The sequence below is a fragment of the Brevibacillus sp. IT-7CA2 genome (assembly GCF_949767855.1).
In the GTDB taxonomy this organism is placed as follows: Bacteria; Bacillota; Bacilli; order Brevibacillales; family Brevibacillaceae; genus Brevibacillus.
The window spans coordinates 442796-463484 of the sequence record NZ_CATKQT010000022.1 but is presented as its reverse complement, the minus strand read 5'-3'; the positions used below and the strand labels follow the sequence as shown (position 1 = coordinate 463484).

The window sequence follows — 20689 nt, the reverse complement described above, 5'->3', positions numbered from 1 at the left end:
TTCCATTCTCCGCATTTTGGGTTATAATGGAGGGATGACACTTCGTTCGGAGGATCTGACTACATGTTGCAAAGAGAGTTGACTCGGGAACAAGCGATACAGGTAGGCGAGCAAATCCTAATTGCCGTCGAAGGACACATCATTGAACGGGGCTATACGTACTTTTCTGATGGCGTCGTCTTCAATACACGCGTAGAACAAGGCCAATATTTAACGAGTGATGTTCAAGGTTCCGAGGTGTATCGTGTTCGCCTCGATATGGAAACGGTTCAAAATAGTACCTGTACCTGCCCTTATTCGCGCATTTGCAAGCATATTGCGGCTACTTTTTTTCAGATGTACAGTGTGTTCGAGAATCCTCGTACATTTTTGACCCGCTCCCAACAACCAAGACGAGCTACTTTTTCTCCTCATCTGCTGATTCCTGCTTATAAATACAGTCATACCGCTCCTGCTCAGCAGGATACAGCGTCTGTTTCCTCTCCGCTTACCGCGAACAGCTCCGTCAAAGAATGGTGGGCATTTTTTGAGAGCTGGACACGTAACCTGTTTGCGGCCATGGAATCGTATCGAGCTTCCTCTGAGTTATTATCGAGCTATCAAAATGTGCTAAGTGTTGCTGCCTCGTGGCCGAAGGATCGGGCACAACTCTTTGTCATTCATGCCAATCTGTTTCATCTCATGAAGCTTACACAATACGTCAAAACGTACCGACAATCATACTGGTTTCTGGATTTGGTTCAGACAGCCGAGCGGCTATTGGATCAATTAGAAGGGACGTTGTACTTCGCGGATATCCCAGCTCTCTTGACTGACCACCAGGATGCCATCGTAGATACACTTCAACTGACAAAGCAATTGAAAGAAAACGAAGCCACTTCCCTCTACTGGATTTTCGCCTATCAAATGTTATGGTGGATGCTATTGAAGAAGCCGGAGTGGATGCAAGAGGAGATCCATGTACTGGATCAGCTTATCAACGATGAAAACAGTTCTGCCGCCGAAAAGGAAAAAGGGCTACTGCTCCGTGCCCACTTTCATGTGATGGAAAAGGAGGACGAAGCTGCTCTACAAATCTGGAAAAGAATGAGCCGTTTGAACCTCTCCTTCTACTTGTCCTATATGAAATCATTCGCTCGCAATGGAGAATGGCAGCGATTTCTGGATTGGACTGCTTCGTTGACGTCCTTAATCGGTCAAGCCGAGACACAACAATACCGACTCGTTATCGCCATTTGGCAGGAAGCGATGGAGCAAGTGGGACGATCAGCCGAGTGCGGCGCCAAGCTAAAGCAGTTCTTACCGAGCAGTTATCACGAATATGCCGCCTATTTATATGAAGAACGACAGTTTCAGCAATGGATTGATTTGCAAATGTCGTTTCAAGTGCCCATGGTAGATATTTCGATCGTGCAGGTGAAAGAAATCGAGGAAGCCGAGCCAACTCTGCTCTTCCCTTTTTATTTGCGTGAGGTGAACAGACTTATTTCGGAACGTAATCGAACGGCCTACAAAGAAGCGATCAAGCTCATGAAAAAGGTAAGGACCATTTACAACAGAGCAAACCAAGATACGCGCTGGGAACGATACGTGGAACAATTATCTGTCAAACATAATCGATTACGTGCTTTTCAAGAAGAGCTAAGGAGAGGAAATTTCAACTTATGAATACCGTCACTACATTGGTTCTAGACGGAGAGCTTTTGGCAGACGGACAATTCTTGATTACTGGCAAAGACACGCAAGGAGCAGTGGTCGATCCAGAAGAATTGGCAGGAACACTGTTTGCGTGGGATGAGTCATCCTATTACGGAACCTTCCTGGACAAAAACGAGCAAGGCGTACTGCTCAGTCCTGCAAAGGCCCTCTCCTTTTTCGTCTCCCCCCAGTGGCTTTTGCATCGGACCTATTCATCCAGCACGCCATTTGAACAATTTACGCATGTAGCGAAAATGATCCGGAATACGCTCGCACAAGCCTCCATTGCCCCTGATTTTTCTTCCTGGAAAAAAGGACAAATAGGCTGGAGAGCCCTGCATACTCCTGGCGATTTTCCGGAGTACGGACACAAGTGGCTTTCGCTCGTCGTGGAGGAATCCTCGCAAGGCGCTGGTGAGATTGGACGAAAGTGGGAGCAGCTATTGACGCAATTCCCGGCTCTGTACGTCATGGGCGCCGATCTTTCTCCACACCTTCAGGAACAGGAATGGTTGCAATCGATAGGCTGGCTGCCAGATACGACACCGTTTCGCACATGCTTGCAAATCGTCGAGGCCGAGGAGCATCCCAATGACTGGCAACTCCAAGTGTATTTGCAGAATCGTGAAGAGCCAGATCAGATATTTCTCATTGAGCCACACCAGTTGACGGCTGAGGGAGCAGCCACCGCTCGCATCCCCGCTGACTGGCGTGAGCACTGGAATCGTTTTCTCACGGACCTTGCCAAATGCAAAGAGATTCTCCCGTGGCAAAAAGACACTCGGGAGAATCAAAGCCGTTTTCTCACCCGACTGACGAACGAGCAAGCATGGATCTTTTTAACGTCGAGCAGTTTGCAGTTGGTGCAAGCCGGTATTCACGTCTTTCTGCCAGCATGGTGGGAACAAGTACGCCGGGTAAAACCGAAGCTAAAAGCCAAGATTACAACCTCTGTCGGGGCTAGCAGACAGTCCTTCCTAGGTGTCTCCCAGCTCATGGATTTTGAATGGAAGCTCGCCTTGGGACCTGTGGAGCTCAGCGAAGAGGAATTTGAGGAACTCATTAAACAAAAGCAACGCCTGCTGAAAATTCGCGGGCATTGGGTACAATTGACGCCCGATCTATTCTTGCAGCTGCAGGAAGCGCTCAAGAAAAACCAAGCGAAAAACGGCTTGTCCCTACGTGACGTCATGAGAATGCACCTCGCCCCTACTGTGGAGCTTGAGGAGCTACCCGATGATGAGTTCGATTTCGACACTTCTCTAACGGTTGAAGTTCAGCTAAACCAGCATTTGCGAGAACTGTTGAATCAATTGCAAGAAACGAAGCGCATCCCGATTATGGAGCAGCCATCTACTTTTCACGGGACGTTGCGAAATTATCAGCTGGAGGGCAGTTCGTGGTTGTTCTTTTTACGCCGCTTTGGGTTGGGAGCTTGTCTGGCCGATGACATGGGATTGGGGAAAACGGTTCAATTTATTACGTACCTGCTTCATGTCAAACAACATGGCCCAGCCAGTACTCCTTCTCTCTTAATCTGTCCGACCTCCGTCATAGGCAACTGGCAAAAAGAGCTGAAGCGCTTCGCCCCCTCTCTTCAAGTAATGATTCACTATGGCAATGATCGTCAAAAGAAGGAGGCGTTCTTGCCAGCGATCAAGGGAGCGGATCTAGTCATTACCTCCTACGCCCTGTCCCATTTAGATGAGCAAGAGCTAGGAATGGTTACTTGGGATACGATTTGTCTCGACGAGGCGCAAAATATTAAAAACGCCTATACAAAGCAAGCATCTGCTGTGCGCGATTTGAAAGCATGGCACCGGATCGCTCTCACAGGCACTCCGATCGAAAATCGTCTGAGTGAGCTCTGGTCCATTTTTGATTTCTTGAATCCTGGCTACTTGGGAAGTCTCGGGGAATTTACCCAGCGTTTTGTCCACCCCATCGAACGCGACCAAGACCAACACCTCATCAATCAGGTGCAACGACTCATTCAGCCTTTCCTGCTCCGTCGTGTGAAAACCGATCCGAACATTCAGCTCGACTTGCCAGACAAGAATGAGAGTAAGGAATATGTACCGCTGACTACCGAGCAAGGCGCACTTTATGAGACAGCGATTCAAGATATGTTTGATCGTATGGAAAAAGCCTCTCCCATGGAGCGGCGCGGTCTGATTCTGACGACACTGACACGTCTCAAACAATTGTGTGACCACCCTGCCCTCATTTTGAATGAAATCTCAACAACAGATGAAGCCAGTCGCTCGCACAAATTGGAAAGACTGCTGGAATTGTTGGAGGATATTCGCCAAAAGAAAGAGCGTTGTCTGATTTTTACCCAATATATCGAAATGGGCAATTTGCTCCAACGGGTGCTGACGCGAGAAGGCTATGGACCTGTCTACTTCCTAAATGGGTCCACGAAGAAAGAAAAACGCGATGAGATGATCGCTCGTTTTCAAGACTCGACACTTCCGGACGATGAACGCGGGGCTGTCTTCATTCTTTCCTTGCGTGCGGGTGGAACCGGCTTGAACTTGACGGAAGCCAACCACGTCATTCACGTAGATCGCTGGTGGAATCCTGCGGTAGAAAATCAGGCCACTGACCGTGCTCATCGCATAGGACAGCAGCGCAATGTTCACGTCTATAAATTCATCTCGCTCGGGACAATTGAAGAACGAATTGATGAAATGATGGAGAGAAAGCTATCGTTGAGCCAGCAAATTGTCGGGGCGGGCGAAAGCTGGATCACGGAGCTATCAACGGAAGAGCTGCGGGACTTGTTCACCCTGCGCCATGATTGGCTAGACACGAAAGGATAGATGGAGAATGGAGCCAGTGCAACAAAACGACAGCAATTCCACTATGCGCCGCCCTACAGAAGAACCCAAGCTGCCCGAGGCATGGCTGCGTTTTTTGGAAGCTGTTCAAGAACAATTTTCCGATAACCAAACAAAGAAAGAGTAAGTATGAAAACCCAAGGCCTGATCACGTTATGGATCGAGCCTTGGGTTTGATTTTTCTAGTGGAAAGGAAACCTCCACTGTCGTACCTTTATGCGGGGTACTCGAAAAATGGATATACCCGTCGTGTGCTTGAATGATTTTATAACAAATCATGAGTCCTAGCCCGGTCCCTTTTTCCTTTGTGCTATAAAAAGGCTCCCCTAGTCGTTTCAGCCGTTCTTCCGCCATACCGCAGCCTTGATCAATGATTCTAATCATCACTTGCTCGTTTTCTTTACGCCAAGCCACGATCTGAATCGTCCCACCATCTGGCATCGAGTCAACGGCGTTTGACAGAAGATTCATAAAAAGCTGCTGAATTTGATTCTGATCGCACAAAATCGTGGTTCCTTCCACTTCCTTGACATCTAGCACCAGATGATGACGCTCTAGCTTTACTTGCATCAATCGTGTAACCTCTCGCAGCAAATTCACTAGATTTTTTGGTTCGTACGGTTCTGTGCATTCTCTTGATAAAAAGACGTATTCTCGCAGGACACTCTCTAATTGGTGAAATTCAGCCTGCATAATATCAAAGTATTCCCTCTTCCATTGGTCTCGACGGAGCAATTGGACGAAGCCTTTGATGGAAGTTACCGGGTTTCGTATTTCGTGTGCAACCCCGGCAGCCATTTGCCCAATGACGGATAGCTTGTCTATCTTTTGTAAAAACTCTTCTGTTTGCACGTGCTTCGTGTGATTTCGAATGATAAATATGACTTGGTTCGGCTCATGTTCTTCATGAATCACCGGGGTGCCTTTTGCCTCTAGCGTGATTTTTTTGCCATTCCGGTCCGGGCAAGTAAATGTAATGAGACGAGGCTGCTTCTCCACCGTGATCTGACGAATCGTTTGCATAACAAGCCTACCCGTTTCCAGTGGCAGTACAGCTAGCAGGTGGCGATTCACTACTTCATCAGGAGCGATCTCCAGAACGGATTGAACGGATGGTGAAATATACGTAATGATCCCCTGACTATTGATGATCACGATAATATCAGACAAGTTTTCTGCAATCAATCGATAGGGCGATTCGCTCACACGTTCTGCTTCTTGTGCTTTTTTTAGCTCAGTAATGTCGACACAAGAAGCAATGACTTCCTTCACACGACCATCGGAAAAGATCGGACGAAAAGCAGCCAGATAGCGAATCCCATTGACACTGCCTTCGTAATACACGTTTTGCTCCCCGCTCCACGCTCGCTCATACGATTCCATTTTGCGTGGAATCTCTTCAGCCGGGATCATATTCAGCAAATCTTGTCCAATCACTTGTTCCGGTGTCAACCCCATGCGAAAAAGCATCTCTCCTTCGCACAGCGTATGAACGAATGCATCTCCCTGTTTCCGAAAAGCAAATGTCATTCCTTGTTGCTTGCGAAGAACGTCTCCTCGCTCACTCTGATCCACTTCGTATGTATCAAAAGCTCGGTGCTGTCCACCATTGAGTAGTAGAAATGCACTGTTCCTAAACCTTTCCTCACGCTTCAAAACACGAGCCAAGTCTTCGGCAGGCATGGGCTCACTAAACCAAAATCCTTGAGCAGAATCACAACCAAGCTGCCAAAGAAAATCCAGTTGCTCTTGCGTCTCAACACCTTCTGCCGTTACTTGCACGCCCAGACTTCGTGCCATCGCCATGACGGTTTTGATAACGGTCGCCTGTGTGACATCGCTCATGCATTCACTTACACAGGATTGATCGATTTTTAGTTTGTTCATGGCAAAGCGGGATAGATGTTGAATGCTGCTATAGCCCTTCCCAAAATCATCCAAGCTGATTTTTACCCCGATCCTTTTTAATTCTGCTAAAATCTCGATGGTACGCTCCCCATCTCTGGCAGAATCCTCGGTAAATTCCAGCTCCAAATAGTGAGGCTGCATGTTCGTCTCGTCTAAGATCGCTTGAATCCTGCTACCCAACTGGTCCGATTCAAAGGTATAGGATGACAGATTCACACATGTCACAAGAGGTGGTAGTCCAGCGTCCTGCCAAGCTTTGTTCTGCTTGCAAGCCGTTCTGATCACCCATTCCTCTACCAAAAGAATCAAACCGCTTTTTTCCGCTAATAAAAATATCCAATCCGGGGGCAGTAGCCCTCTTTGATGATGGTTCCATCTTACCAGAGCTTCTGCTCCGATTATTTTGCCTGTTCTCAGGTCGTAGAGTGGTTGATAATAAAGGCTAAGCTGCTGATTGACAACCGCTTGATGAAAATCTCGAACGTAGCGATCCAGTTCCTTTTGGTTCATTGTCTGTATACGAACCACGCCTTCCTGGAAATCATTCTGATTTTTCCAACTTTACCCCTAACTCTACTTTATAGGAAGAGGCTAGCACATGTCCATACGTCTACGGTGTATAGAAAAAACCCTCCACAATGGGAGGGGTCAACTACGCGCGAATTCTCATCAGAGCGCGTTCTTCTTCTTTTATCCGCGGACAGGTATAGCAATACTTTTGCTCCCCCGTCTTATAGTACAAACAGCATTGATTCTTGATGCGAACTTTCGCTTGAGGATCACGCATATCTTCGATCCAGCGCACACCCACGCGAAATGGATTTTTTTGCAATCCAAAGCTCTCGCCTTCCAGCTGATTACAGAGGACATCGTAATCAGCCTTCACTTGTTGCTTGATTCTATCCTGTTCTACCAACGCTACAAAAGCATCCGTATAGTAATTGAACTTGGTCGGGAACTGTCCCCAGAGCATCGCTTCGGGGTTTCCCGTTACCTTTGCAAGAGTCGTGAGCAACGGGTGCAAGAAGTCTTGGAAATACGCACGATAGCATTCCTTCAGCCAGATTGCGCGCTCTGCATCGCTGGTAGGTGCTTCTACGATCTCATACACCGGGATCACAAAGACGAATTGCGGATAATCATCCTCGTAAAACAATTCAATCGTCATATTATCCAGAGTCATGGTAAGTGCACGGTTCCAAACAGAGATCATGTACAAAAGACCGAGTGAAGGGCTCGTGAGCCAACTGCTGATGTAAGTACCAGCAGCAGTCAGCTCATGTGCCTTGATTAGCGGAGCATAAATTTGTACGAGCTCATTCATATGTGTTGGGTCTACTAAATCTCTAGCCTTCATGGAAAATAAGGCATTGGGTCTCGGTTTTGAAGAAATATCAAACCGTTGTGCGATAAAATCGTCATCCCATTCTTGCATCACGATCTCACCTCTCTATTCAATATCAAGAAAAAACGCTGTTTGACTGGTCGAGGTACGTGCCGAACTGTGCTTTATACAATCTGCTATAGATGCCTTCACGAGCCAAGAGCTGATCATGACTGCCTTGCTCCGTAATGCCTTGTTCCGTTACAACGATGATTCGGTCTGCATTTTTAATGGTAGCCAATCTGTGGGCGATCACCAATGTCGTACGGCCTTTGGACAATTCCTGCAAGGACTGCTGGATCGCCGCCTCCGTTTCGGTATCGAGTGCAGAAGTAGCTTCATCCAAAATCAGGATCGGTGGGTTTTTCAAGAACATGCGCGCAATCGCCAGTCTTTGTTTTTGACCACCAGACAATTTGACTCCGCGTTCACCAATGACCGTCTCCAGACCAGCAGGCTGAGAACGGATAAACTCTTCTAGTTTAGCCAGACGCGCTGCCTCCCAGATCTCTTCCTCAGAAGCGTTTAGTTTTCCGTACACGATATTTTCGCGAATCGTCCCTGAAAAGAGGAACACATCTTGCTGAACGATCCCGATTTGGCTGCGCAATGACGCTAACGTGATTTCGCGAATATCCATTCCATCAATGGTGATGCTGCCCCCGTCGATCTCATAAAATCTCGGCAAGAGGCTGCACAACGTGGTTTTTCCTGCTCCAGAAGGGCCTACAAACGCAATTGTCTCGCCCGCCCGGATGTTCAAATCAATGTTTTGCAAAACAGAAGACTCTTGGTCGTAGCTAAACGAAACATTCTTGTACGAGATATCGCCCTTCAACGACTCTACCTGGATCGCATCTGGAGCATCCGCAATATCCGGTGCTGTGTCCATGATTTCGATGTAGCGCTTGAAGCCGGCAATCCCTTTTGGATAGCTCTCAATAATCGCATTAATTTTCTCCAATGGACGGAAAAATACATTCGTTAACAGCAAGAAAGCGACAAATTCACCGTAAGTCAGTGCACCTTGAATAACAAACCAGCTGCCGCAAATCAGGACAAACAAATTGACTAAACGCATTAGCACGTAACTGACGGAAATATTTTGGGCCATGATTTTGTAGGACAACAGCTTGGTAATCCGAAAACGCTGGTTGTTCTCTGCGAATCTTTTGTTTTCAAATTGCTCGTTGGAAAAAGCTTGTACGACACGCATTCCGCCTACGTTGTCCTCAACACGTGCGTTGAAATCCGCCATGTCGCCGTACAAACGATGGAACGCTCTCGTCATTTTACCGTTGAAGTGAACGACGAAGAATATCAAGAGCGGAATCACCAAAAACGTAAGTAGCGCCATTTCTTCATTAATATTGAACATCAGGAGAAAAGCACCGATCAGCGTCATCACGGCGATAAACAAATCTTCCGGACCGTGGTGAGCGACCTCCCCGATCTCCATCAAGTCATTCGTTAGGCGAGATAGCAGATGCCCCGTCTTGGTATTATCGAAAAAGCGGAAAGAGAGCTTTTGAATATGGTCGTACAGCTTCTTCCGCATATCCGTCTCGATATTAATTCCAAGCATATGTCCCCAGTACGTAACGACATAGTTCATCCCGGAGTTAAGACCATACAAAGCCAAAAGTCCAATGCACGCCCACACAATCATGTTCCAATCCTTGCTTGGAAGTAGTTGATCGACAACCATATTCACTGCAAGCGGAAATCCCAACTCCAACAAGGCAACGAATACTGCACACGCGAAGTCGAGGATGAATAATCCACGATAAGGCCGATAGTAAGAAAAAAATCTGCGAAGCATTGAAGCACCAACTCCTCTCTCTCAAGAACAACATCAATCAAGTGTTTGATTTTGAAAATCATTTTCATTATATATGGATTTGCCTTTTATATCGATGATTTATTGGAATTTTTTTCTTCACGGAGCACATTGCAGAAAAAAAACGGTTCGAACCTCCTTATCCATAAAGGAATGAGAGGCTCAAACCGGAATTTCACTCAGCGTAAATCTTGATAAGCAGGCACCCCACCCGCCCCTTTGGCAGAAAGGATCGCATTGATGACCGCTTCCGCCAGCACTTCTACACTTAGTGTCCCAACGAGATTGACTGAAGCATCCACGCCCCCTGTGGCGATGGCAAAAATCGTGTCTCCATCACTCATCGTGTGAACCGGATGAATCGTCTTTGCGAGTCCATTATGGGCCATTTGCGCGACTTTATTCGCCTGTACTTTATTCAAATTCGCGTTGCTCGCAACCACTGCGATGGTAGTGTTCGTCCCTGCTGGAACCGGGGGAGTTGCCGCATCGATCATCCAGGATAAGCTATCGCGGATATTGCCATCCTCTCCCCTCGCTCCTGCCAAAATTTCTCCTGTGGAGGGTAACCGCACTTCTCCTACGGCATTCACCGCTACGATTGCACCTACGACGAGACCATTTGGCAGGCGGCGAGAAGCTGTCCCAAGCCCACCTAAATCTTTGATGCTGAGATTGTGTGCTGTAAATAGATCAACATCTTTTACACAATTCATGATGTTTTGAACCCATTCTTTACAGTTGCTTACCTCTTCTTTTGCTTCATCTTGTTCAAATCGTTATAAGCACGCACCTTTGAATTGGACGTCAAACAAACGTTCCCCATTAAGCCGAACTATAAAATTACTCTCCATCACGCATGTATCACCTCGTTCTGTATTCATAATTTAACATCACCCAAGCAAATAATGGTTTTATCATTTTTTATATTATATTCTTATAAAATGACACTTTTATGAGAATCTTATCACCTCCTTTCTTTAGATGCAGTAGGGTATAAATTTTAAAGCTCTTTTACTTCTCCTGTTTGTGCATTGATTTGTAGAATAGTATCTGCTTTATGATCATAGTCGGTTGCTTTTATGAGCCAATGATCTTTCTGTCCACTTGCACTTTTAATAATGATTCCATCATTATGTGTGCTCTTTAAGTAATTGATTGCGTGTTGAATCGCACTTTTTTCATCCATTTGATTAATAGGATTTTTACTTTCTTCATTAATTACAAGTTTACTGAGTTCTGCGCCACTGGGATAAGACTGCGCTGATGGTGTTGTTGACCATGTAGATACTGTGTGACCAAGTTCGATTTCATCATACGAGATGCTATTCCCCTTGCTATCGAGGAATACGGCTTCTTCTTTTGGGAAATACCACTCTGCTGCATAGAAATTCTCATCGCTTGTCTTGGTTTCATCATTTTCTATAACTAAGAGACCTTTTTTCTCAAAATCTTTTTCAGTTACGTATCCTGTTAATGCTTGCTTTTCAACCTTCTCATGAGTAGTTGCACATCCAGTTATGAGTAATGCTGCAATGATTAATGTCAAAGCCTTTTTCAATGTGCTCATTTCCTTTCTTATTCCCCATTAGAAAACCATCTCTCATGGGGAACTTTATTTCAACTAGTTACCAGTAAAAATTGAATCAATGTTAAAATAATCTTCTATTTCGCTGATATGTGTGTAAACTCCAGTATCCGCGCTATGAACTCCTATTGCCGTTCCACCATAAAATATAGGCCCTCCGCTATCCCCTTGTACTTCTGAATAACTAGCTTGTCTCATGTTAGTAAAGTATTGTGTGTCTCCATTTGGGCTTTCTATATTCCCCCTCCAATTAGTTGATTTCAACGTTCCACACTTCACTTTTTTCATTTGACTTCCTGAAATGCAAACTGTATCTCCAATGGTTTCATCCCTTGTTCTCTGAACCTCTGTAATAGTATTGTATTCTGATTTATAATTTCCAAAAACATAGTAAGTAGCATCGTCAGATCCCTTTGTTAGTTCGATGAGTGCTACATCCACACTACCACCGAAATTAAAATCTGCGGTTTTACCAAACCTTGCTCCTCCTTGCTCAAATCTATCCCCAACATTTTCTGTGCAGTGTCCAGCAGTTAAAACATAAAAATCGTTATCCTTTTGCACTGAAAACGCAGAAGTGCAACTTCGGTCTTCTGTAGTATTTTTTATTCTTAAGCCAGCTTGAATTGGTCTAAATTTGTCACTTGGCTGAGCCTGAGCTTTGCGTGCTTCTTCTTCCTTTATATTGAAAATATCAACATTCAAGCCCATTTCAGCTAATACATTCTCTTCATCTACTTCTGCCAAAAGAAGCTTTGCTGCCGTTTTTGCAGATGATTTTTCTTTTACTCCAATGTTAATTTTTTGAGTTGGCAAGTCAACATTAACAGAAACTATATCTAACCCTTTTTCTATAAGGTTTGATCTATTTTGAAAGACATTATCAGCTATTTTGTTCAGCTCATCCTCTGAGTATTCTGTAAAGTAAATGTTTAACTTGTCTTCTTCGTACAACTCTCGCAATTCATCAAGATGTTTTTCTACATTAGTTTTAGCATTGACTTTAAATCCAATATTAACTACTCCGCCTGATTCTTGATCAATATATATCCCAGCAAACTCCTCTTTAAGATTTTTTTCAATAAATGCTTTTATTGATGGAATACTTTCTTTTTGCTGATTTATTCTTTCATCAAGGTCTTGTTCTTCTTCTATAGTTAAATAAGCTCCGAACTTAGAGAGTTTATATTCGTCATTCTCTAAGTCCTTTTTTGATAATTCATCTAGACCCATTTCCTTTCGGAATCTGTTAGTGTCATCAATTTCTACTGCGGTTTCATTTTCATATGCATTGATTGGACTTATGTTTGTTAACAACAAAGAAGTACCCAAAGCAGTTGCAGTAATAATAGTTCTAATTCTATTCACGTCTCCCTCTCCTTTTCAATATTATTTTACATATTATACAGTATTTGGATGATGGTCAAACTGGTTATATTTTTTAAAATGGATTCTTTTATTCAAATGGTATAACGATTTCTATCTCTTTTATTGAAAACGCCACATAACCTTCTGGCACTTAAGCCTGTTCTGTTAATATATGTGTAATATCTGTTTCGTCGCCCCATCTTTGACTACCGAGAGATAGGCACATTGACCATTTCTATTGATCTATTTTCGTTCGCTTCTAAAACAAAACAGCCTGTCATTAAGACAGACTGTCCGCTCCATATAATTGATGAATCATATCCATATTTACGAATTGTTTGATTGGAAACCAATTATACGTTTCATAACCATTATTATTAATTTTGTTAATTCTAAATTTTTTACAAATCTCAAAATACTGTTCCCTATCTTCAAATTTTCCATCTCGATAAAGGATTTGTTTTGCCATATAAACCATTCCACTGCATTGAATGTTTTTTACAGTAAAGTTTGGAATGTTTAAGGAGTCTTCATCACTAATTCCAGAAAGACGAGTATAAATTATATGTGTATTAACTTGCTCTACATGGACAACTTTAGTTTTTGCAGGTTTAATAACGTATCCAGTGCCTCATAATATTCGCCCATTCCCTTTTGTGCTTGGCACCGCCGATCGATAAATCAAAAATAACCGCAGCTGGAATGGGGAGGACGACGCCCACCCCGACATTGTAGCCTTGGCCCTGTTCTTCCATATAACGCATGACTCCACTTGCTGCATCCAATCCATAGGCACTGCCCCCTGTTAAAGCGATAGCATTGACCTCCTGGACAGAATTGATCGGATTCAACAAATCTGTTTCTCGTTTCCCAGGTCCCCTCTGCACTTTTGGTAGGAAAGTCGTGTATCTTTTTGCCTTTTTACCGTTTCCGTTAAAAAAGGATGGCGAGGATGACTCCTTTTTACTATAATGAAAAACTGTGAAAAACGGCCCCGACTTTTCTGAAAGGGGAAAGTCACGATACGAAACAGAAATGAGGAACATATTTGAACCTTCAACAACTAAAAATGGAATGGTTTTCCAACGTACGTGCTGACATGCTGGCAGGTATTACGGTTGCACTTGCCTTGATTCCGGAAGCCATCGCTTTTTCTATTATTGCCGGTGTCGATCCAATGGTTGGATTGTACGCTTCCTTTTGCATCGCAGTCATCATTGCGTTTGTCGGAGGAAGACCAGGCATGATTTCCGCAGCTACTGGTGCTATGGCGTTATTAATGATTACCCTGGTCAAGGAGCATGGCATCGAGTATTTATTTGCGGCGACTGTTCTGACCGGTATTTTGCAACTGGTACTGGGGGCCTGTAAAATCGGCAGGCTGATGACCTTTGTCCCTCATACCGTCGTGATTGGTTTCGTCAATGCGTTGGCTATTCTCATCTTTATGGCTCAGCTTCCCCATTTCATTGGGGCATCCTGGGTTATGTACGTCATGCTGGCTGGAACGCTCGCGATCATTTATTTGTTGCCGCGTCTCACCAAAGCAGTCCCTTCTGCTCTCGTAGCAATCATCGTCATGACTGTCATTTCCATCTGGGCAGGTCTTGATTTACGGACCGTTGGAGACATGGGTGAAATCACACGTCAATTACCGATGTTCCACCTTCCTAGTGTCCCGTTGAACTGGGAAACACTCATGATCATACTGCCTTACTCCTTTCCACTTGCATTGGTCGGGATTCTGGAATCATTGATGACTGCTGCCATTCTTGATGAAATGACAGATACACGAAGTAACAAAAACACGGAAGTGAAAGGCCAAGGGATCGCCAACATCATCACCGGATTCTTTGGCGGAATGGCTGGTTGTGCTATGATCGGACAGTCCGTCATCAATGTGAAATCAGGTGGGCGTGGTCGTCTGTCCACCTTGGTTGCAGGGATTTTTCTCTTGTTCCTGATACTGGTCCTTGGAGACGTCGTCAAACAAATCCCAATGGCTGCCCTCGTCGGTGTCATGGTCATGGTATCGATTGGGACGTTTAACTGGCAGTCCATACGGGATCTGCGGAAAATTCCTTTTGGGGATGCCGTTGTCATGATTACGACGGTGATCGTCGTCGTCGCTACTCACGATTTGGCAAAAGGGGTCATTTCTGGTGTGATCCTAAGTGCCGTCATTTTCGGCTGGAGAATGGCTCGCTTGCATGCCACCTCCTACGAGAGCGATACTGGCGAAAAAGTGTACGCCGTCACGGGTCAACTGTTCTTTGGTACGATGACACACTTCGTCGATCAGTTTTCCTTTCAGGATGATCCCGATCAGATTATCATTGACTTTTCTCGTTCCCACGTCTGGGATTTGTCAGCTGTAACGGCTATTTCGAAAGTCGTAGAGAAATACAGACAGCTGGACAAATTCGTCGTCATCACCGGACTTAATGATGAAAGCAAGCGACTGATTGATCGTGTGGGTATAAGTACTCCTGCCGGACATTAACCTGCCGTTTACATGGAAATCCCCTAACGGATACAAGATCTTCATCTCTTGTCGTTAGGGGATTTCCCTTTGTCCGAATGAAGTCAAGGTTTCCTCTTATTTCATTTTTGCAATAGTCCGATCATATTTCCGAATTGGTCAGCAGTAAAATGCAGTGCTAGAATGATCAGTAACAATATTCCTGCTTTTTAACTGCAAAGGTTGTGACAGAAAGATGGAATTTTCATGGAAACGTAATTTGATTGTGTTATGGATTGGAGTATTTTTCTGTAGCACCGCCTACTCCATCTCCATCCCTTTCCTGCCCATCTTCCTCCATACTTCACTGGGGGTCAATGAGCATCTGGAAGCCTGGTCCGGCATTTCGTTTGGCATCACGTTTTTAGCAAGTGCACTCATCTCGCCATTTTGGGGCTCTCTTGCGGACAAATATGGACGAAAGCCTATGTTGATTCGCTCTGGATTTAGCCTCGCTTTGTTGTACTTTTTGACTTATTTGATTACAGACCCTTATTTGTTTCTTGTGTTACGGATCTTCCAGGGCTTGCTAGCCGGCTACGTACCTGCCGCCATTGCGCTGGTAGCGACGAATACACCAGAAAAAAACGTCGGGTACGCACTGGGGATTATGGCGACCTCGGGTGCAACAGGAGGAATCATCGGTCCGTTGGTTGGCGGTGTCGTCAGTCATGTATGGGGAAACGCGGAAGCTTTCATTTTTTCAGGATTTGTCGTGCTTGTAGCAGCGCTGATCGCAACTTTCTTCGTAAAGGAAACGAATTTGAACCGCTCCGGCAGCCGCTCGAGTGTACGAGAAGATTTCCGCGCTGCGATAGCAAACCGCCCGTTGATGTCCATACTGGGTATGAGCCTGATGGTCACGATTTCCGTTATGCTTCTTGAACCTTTATTAACTGTGTATGTCATGCAATTGGGCGCTTCGCAGCAAGACGCTTCCCTCAGCTCCGGCATCATTTTTGCGGCAGTAGGAATCGCGACGGTCATTGCTGCTCCACAGTGGGGAAAGCTCGGTACAAAGGTCGGCTATTCAAAAATCTTGTTCATCGGCTTAATGGGTGGAGCGATCGGAAATTTACTGCAATTCTTCTTCACCAATCTGTATGGATTTGGCATTTTGCGATTCGCGTACGGACTGTTTTTTGCCGCTGTTTATCCGTCGATCAACGCCATGATTGTAAAAGTCACGGAACCAGAATTTCGCGGCAGAGCGTTTAGCTTGAACCAATCCTCGACGCAGCTCGCGACGATGATGGGGCCAATCATTGGCGGCTTTCTCGGAGGACTCATCCCGATTCGCTTCGTATTTATCATCAATGGCATTGCGCTGTTGATTACTGCCATCGTGATTCGATCCAAACGATCACAATTGTCCGGACAGCCGTTGAAGCAGCAGACAACGGACCGTCAGCTAGCGACGAAGTAACGAGTGTAGCACGATCACAAAGCAAAAACTCCCTCTCATGCGTACAGGTGAACACCTGGCGATGACAGATGGGAGTTTTTTCACGTTATCCCGCCTTTTCTTCCACGATTGTATTCGCTACAATAGTACGTATCCAAAGGATGAACAGAAGATTCTGACAACCACGAAGTCAAATTACATACGCCATGGAACGACCCGATAATTCGATTTGACGAGACCACTCATTTTGTTTGGGGAAAGGGGAACACGTACATGTCGGGGAAAACGGTGATCTTGCTTGTTCTGATCATTATTGGGCTGATCTGTGTCAATCTGTTTGTTTCCAACGGTTTCATTCGCCTGCTTGCTATCGTAGGAATCTTAGGGATTACCTTTGTTCTGCAGGGGGCCGTGATTCGCAAGAGGTGAAGCTGGCGGTTACCAGCGAAGGTGATTTACACCGTCACGCTGGCTTTTTCATGAAAACAGCAGCGGGCTCGATTGAAAAATCCAATCCTAGCCCGCCGATGTTACATTCGCGCAACTTACTCGTGCTATGTCTCCCCCTCATGAATGGACGAGCACAATCTTGCCACGCACTCTACCTGTTTGACTAAAGAGATGCGCATCTCGAACCCCTTCAATGGTCAATGGATATATCTCTGTCAAGAAAGGCTTTACGTGTTTGGCTTCCACTAGCTCACGGATATGATTCATGTTTGCCCCATCTGGACGCGTAAACACAAAAGTAACATCCAGCTCTCGTTCTTTCTCAACCGCATCAGCGAACGAAGGTTTTTTGGCATCACGCTCGCTGATAATGGCTGCCACTCTTCCTTGCTGTTTCATAAATTTTATAGCTTCTCCGTATGCTGCTCCACCCAGCGTGTCCAGCATGAATGTAAATTCTGTAGGGGTGTGAAGTGATCCCTGATCATATACGATGACTTCATCTGCTCCCAGCTCACGGACATAATCGCTGTTTTTGGAGTTGGTTGTCGTCGCCACATAGGCACCTAGCGCTTTTGCTAGCTGGATCGCCATAGAACCAATCCCGCCGCTTCCCCCCAACACCAGGACTTTTTCTCCCGCTTGTACCTTCCCTACCTCCACCAATGCTTGCCAAACCGTTAGTCCGACCAGCGGAAACGAAGCCGCTTCAGCATACGACAACCCACGTGGCATCGGGGCTACGATATTCGCCGGAACGACAATTTCATCTGCGTATGTCCCTTCTCTTTCCAGTTCTGGACGAAAGAAGACATCATCCCCGATTTGAAAATCCTGCACATTCGTACCGACAGCTGTTATCGTGCCCGCTGCATCCCACCCTAAAATAAGTGGCAGTTCAAAAGGAAAATCTGCTTGCAACAGTCCTTCCCGCACCTTCCAATCCACGGGATTTACCCCGCTCGCTTTTATCGATATGAGCAAATCGTCCGGCCCGATTGGTTTTGTTGGCAGTTCAATTTCTGTTAACTGTTGGATGCCACCGTATTGCTTAATGCCAATTCCTCTCATCGAACTTCCCCTTTTCATTCGACTATTTTTCGCAATTGGTTTTCGATGTGACTCTCTCCCCATTCACACATGACATCCAGGACCTTCGACAGTGTCTTGCCGTACTCAGTCAAGTCATACTCGACGCGTGGGGGAACCTGCTGATAAACATTGCGGGTGATGATGTTGTCCGCTTCCAATTCGCGCAGTTGCTGCGTTAACATTTTTTGCGTGATGGCAGGCATTGATCGTTTCAGTTCGCTTGTCCGCTTCGTCCCTTTTGCTAACAAGCAGAGGATCACCACTTTCCATTTCCCTCCAATGACCTCCAATGTTGCCTCTACAGGGATATTGTATTTTTCCATGTCCTCCCCTCCTCATATGAAGCTGTTGTCAAACTCGCTCCGGTGAATCGATATGGGCCGGAAAATAAGGCAATACTTCTTCTTGGAACATTCGCTGAAAACCATAATGACCGTCGAATTTGCTTATCGATGCTTTCTCCTCACGTGATGTATTTGGAAACCAACGGCGGACACACGCTTTCATCCATCCGCCGTCTTTGTACGATTAATGACGAGCTTTTTCCAGCTTGCTGCTGATCACCGTGAGTAATGCTGCACCTAACACCATCACTCCGCCGACCCATGGTGTATGAATCAGTCCAATGGTATCGACGATGATTCCTCCCACGAAGGCTCCAATCGCAATGCCGAGATTAAATGCCGCAATGTTAATGGCAGAAGCTACATCAACAGCACTTGGCACGTATTTTTCAGCCAACTGCACGACATATACCTGTAAGCCCGGTACGTTCATAAAAGCCAAGAGTCCCATCAGCATAATCGTGAGGGTTCCCACCCATTTGAAAGGAGCAGTAAATGTCAAGAGGATCAGAATGATCGCCTGAATGATAAACATCCAGCGCAGCGCTTTTAACGGATTCTTGTCAGCCGCTTTTCCTCCGACCGTATTTCCAATCGCTACCGCAATCCCATAGACGAGAAGAATCAGACTGACGGCACTTGCCTTATAACCTGTGATTTCTTCCAGAATCGGACCTAAGAACGTAAAGGTTACGAAGGTACCGCCGTAGCCAAGTGCCGTAATCGCAAAGACAAGCAACAGTGGCAAATTTGTGATTATTTTCACTTGGTCTTTAATGGAAGCAGGCTTGGCTTTTTTCAAATTGCTTGGTACCAGAATCGCTGTCGAAATAAGTGCAATCACTCCAAGAATGGCAACTCCCCAAAAAGTCGCTCTCCAACCAAACATTTGTCCAATAAACGTTCCCAAAGGTACGCCTGTAACGGTTGCAACAGTCAGGCCCGTAAACATAGTCGCAATCGCGCTGGCACGCTTGTTTTCTGGCACCAGATCGGCTGCAATCGTCGAACCGATGGAGAAAAATACCCCATGAGAAAACGCAGTAAAGAAACGGGCAATGATTAAAAGTGTAAAACTACTCGACAAGGCTGCCGCACTGTTTCCGACAACAAAGACAATCATCAAAAGCATGAGTAGCATTTTGCGAGGAATTCGACTTGTAAGTGCTGTAATGATCGGTGCTCCAATAGCTACCCCTAATGCATATCCAGAAATAAGAAGTCCTGCCAAGGTGATGGTTACTTTCAAATCCTGTGCGACTGTAGACAACAAACCGACGATAACAAATTCAGTAGTCCCGATACCAAATGCGCTGATTGCGAGAGCAAGTAAAGCAAGAGTGGAGTTTTTCGCACCAGTTGCTTGCTGCTTCACTTTGGATGTAATCGTGCTCATCTGAGTTGTATCCTCCCTTTATTTTTCTTGCCATTCACAAAGCAGGGCCCTTACTTATCATGATTGGCGAATATGTTGGTTCTGAATGCTATTATGTCTCATGCCTCACTTGATAGGAAGTACGTACTTTCAAGTATCATAGGCACTAAAAAGTACCTTACATCAGAAACCAAGCAATAAAAAAAGCCGGGAAGACTGTCTCCCCGACTCATTACCTTATCTCTCTTGCAGTGCTACTTTTAATCCTAATAAAATGTAAACAGAACCTACGATCTTGCCACTCCAGCGGCCCAGCCAGGAAATTCGTTTCACCAGATGCCCCAATGGTCTGATACTGATCGCAATCAACGCGGTGTAAAAGAACCCCAGAATGGCGAAAATCAGTCCTAAGACAAGGAATTGGAAGATGGCTCCCCCACGCTCCGGATGTACGAATTGCGGCAGAAACGCCAGAAAGAACAACGCCGTCTTCGGATTCAGAACTTCTGCGAGGATGGCTTGCCCATACGATTGCAGCGGTGGCAACGGTGTTACTTTTGGCAGCTCTGGGTCAACCGGTTTTTCAAGCATGGCCCGAACCCCTAAATAGACCAAGTAAGCGGCTCCCACAAATTTTACGAGATTGAATGCCCATGCAGATGTCATCAAAATCGCGGATAAGCCGACCGCAGCAAAAATCGTATGAATGAAGTCGCCTGTAGCAATGCCCAGCCCTGCCATAATCCCAGCTTTACGGCCTCCCTGTACGGTACGCGTCGCAGTTAACAGGACAGCGGGTCCCGGAATTAAAAAGAGGCCGATCACAACAGCCAAAAATGCTCCCATGGTAGTCCAATCAAACATGTGCTCTCC

Annotated in this window: 15 protein-coding genes and 2 pseudogenes; 6 read left to right on the top strand and 11 right to left on the bottom strand. The window is 45.6% G+C overall.

Annotated features, from left to right (window positions below; translation table 11 throughout):
* The first annotated feature begins 63 nt into the window (after positions 1 to 63).
* From ACM6JA_RS15300 to ACM6JA_RS15290, 3 genes are read left to right on the top strand one after another with little or no spacing between them, the layout of a single operon-like run.
* Positions 64 to 1668 (top strand): SWIM zinc finger family protein, encoded by a 1605-nt coding sequence (locus ACM6JA_RS15300; RefSeq protein ID WP_414852948.1) that lies wholly within the window; start codon positions 64 to 66, stop codon positions 1666 to 1668.
* On the top strand, positions 1665 to 4523 hold the full coding sequence (locus ACM6JA_RS15295; protein WP_414852947.1) for a DEAD/DEAH box helicase: 2859 nt from the start codon (positions 1665 to 1667) through the stop codon (positions 4521 to 4523). Before ACM6JA_RS15300 ends, ACM6JA_RS15295 begins: the two co-directional genes overlap by 4 nt.
* A 7-nt stretch (positions 4524 to 4530) precedes the next feature.
* Positions 4531 to 4668: a hypothetical protein gene (locus tag ACM6JA_RS15290; protein ID WP_414852946.1), complete on the top strand. Its 138-nt coding sequence runs from the start codon at positions 4531 to 4533 to the stop codon at positions 4666 to 4668.
* 26 nt (positions 4669 to 4694) lie between these two features.
* Here ACM6JA_RS15290 and ACM6JA_RS15285 read toward each other — a convergent pair whose 3' ends face one another.
* The 7 genes and pseudogenes from ACM6JA_RS15285 to ACM6JA_RS15255 all read right to left on the bottom strand — a co-directional run.
* The gene (locus ACM6JA_RS15285) at positions 4695 to 6977 is read right to left on the bottom strand and encodes an EAL domain-containing protein (protein ID WP_414852945.1); all 2283 of its coding nucleotides are present in this window, start codon (positions 6975 to 6977) and stop codon (positions 4695 to 4697) included.
* A 124-nt stretch (positions 6978 to 7101) separates the two neighbouring features.
* Positions 7102 to 7884 (bottom strand): Fe-S oxidoreductase, encoded by a 783-nt coding sequence (locus tag ACM6JA_RS15280; RefSeq protein WP_414853135.1) that lies wholly within the window; start codon positions 7882 to 7884, stop codon positions 7102 to 7104.
* A 25-nt stretch (positions 7885 to 7909) separates the two neighbouring features.
* Positions 7910 to 9655 carry an ABC transporter ATP-binding protein gene (locus ACM6JA_RS15275; RefSeq protein ID WP_414852944.1) on the bottom strand — a complete coding sequence of 582 codons (1746 nt, stop codon included), beginning with the start codon at positions 9653 to 9655 and terminating at the stop codon, positions 7910 to 7912.
* A gap of 197 nt (positions 9656 to 9852) precedes the next feature.
* Positions 9853 to 10329, bottom strand: a pseudogene (locus tag ACM6JA_RS15270) (P1 family peptidase); the annotation flags it as partial.
* Positions 10330 to 10676: 347 nt separating this feature from the next.
* On the bottom strand, positions 10677 to 11243 hold the full coding sequence (locus tag ACM6JA_RS15265) for a hypothetical protein (RefSeq protein WP_414852943.1): 567 nt from the start codon (positions 11241 to 11243) through the stop codon (positions 10677 to 10679).
* Between the two features lie 54 nt (positions 11244 to 11297).
* Entirely contained in the window at positions 11298 to 12629 is a 1332-nt protein-coding gene (locus tag ACM6JA_RS15260) for a S1 family peptidase (RefSeq protein ID WP_414852942.1), read from the bottom strand.
* A 659-nt stretch (positions 12630 to 13288) separates the two neighbouring features.
* A pseudogene (locus ACM6JA_RS15255) lies at positions 13289 to 13504 on the bottom strand (P1 family peptidase); the annotation flags it as partial.
* 194 nt (positions 13505 to 13698) lie between these two features.
* On the opposite strand from ACM6JA_RS15255, the gene ACM6JA_RS15250 reads away from it, so the two are divergent.
* The 3 genes from ACM6JA_RS15250 to ACM6JA_RS15240 all read left to right on the top strand — a co-directional run bounded on the left by ACM6JA_RS15250 (position 13699) and on the right by ACM6JA_RS15240 (position 16984).
* Positions 13699 to 15132, top strand: a complete 1434-nt coding sequence (locus ACM6JA_RS15250) for a SulP family inorganic anion transporter (protein ID WP_414852940.1) — start codon at positions 13699 to 13701, stop codon at positions 15130 to 15132.
* A 214-nt stretch (positions 15133 to 15346) separates the two neighbouring features.
* Positions 15347 to 16576 carry an MFS transporter gene (locus tag ACM6JA_RS15245; RefSeq protein ID WP_414852939.1) on the top strand — a complete coding sequence of 410 codons (1230 nt, stop codon included), beginning with the start codon at positions 15347 to 15349 and terminating at the stop codon, positions 16574 to 16576.
* Between the two features lie 252 nt (positions 16577 to 16828).
* Positions 16829 to 16984 carry a hypothetical protein gene (locus ACM6JA_RS15240; protein WP_173617804.1) on the top strand — a complete coding sequence of 52 codons (156 nt, stop codon included), beginning with the start codon at positions 16829 to 16831 and terminating at the stop codon, positions 16982 to 16984.
* Positions 16985 to 17122: 138 nt separating this feature from the next.
* Here the strand turns inward: ACM6JA_RS15240 and ACM6JA_RS15235 are convergent, their stop codons facing one another.
* From ACM6JA_RS15235 to ACM6JA_RS15220, 4 genes are all read right to left on the bottom strand, one after another.
* Positions 17123 to 18076: an NADP-dependent oxidoreductase gene (locus ACM6JA_RS15235; RefSeq protein ID WP_414852938.1), complete on the bottom strand. Its 954-nt coding sequence runs from the start codon at positions 18074 to 18076 to the stop codon at positions 17123 to 17125.
* A gap of 14 nt (positions 18077 to 18090) precedes the next feature.
* A complete protein-coding gene (locus tag ACM6JA_RS15230; protein WP_414852937.1) occupies positions 18091 to 18420 on the bottom strand; it encodes a winged helix-turn-helix transcriptional regulator in 330 nt (109 codons plus the stop codon).
* Positions 18421 to 18625: 205 nt separating this feature from the next.
* Complete coding sequence (locus tag ACM6JA_RS15225) at positions 18626 to 19837, bottom strand: MFS transporter (RefSeq protein WP_414852936.1); 1212 nt, start codon at positions 19835 to 19837, stop codon at positions 18626 to 18628.
* A 216-nt stretch (positions 19838 to 20053) separates the two neighbouring features.
* On the bottom strand, positions 20054 to 20680 hold the full coding sequence (locus ACM6JA_RS15220) for a LysE family translocator (protein ID WP_111914513.1): 627 nt from the start codon (positions 20678 to 20680) through the stop codon (positions 20054 to 20056).
* Positions 20681 to 20689: the final 9 nt, after the last annotated feature.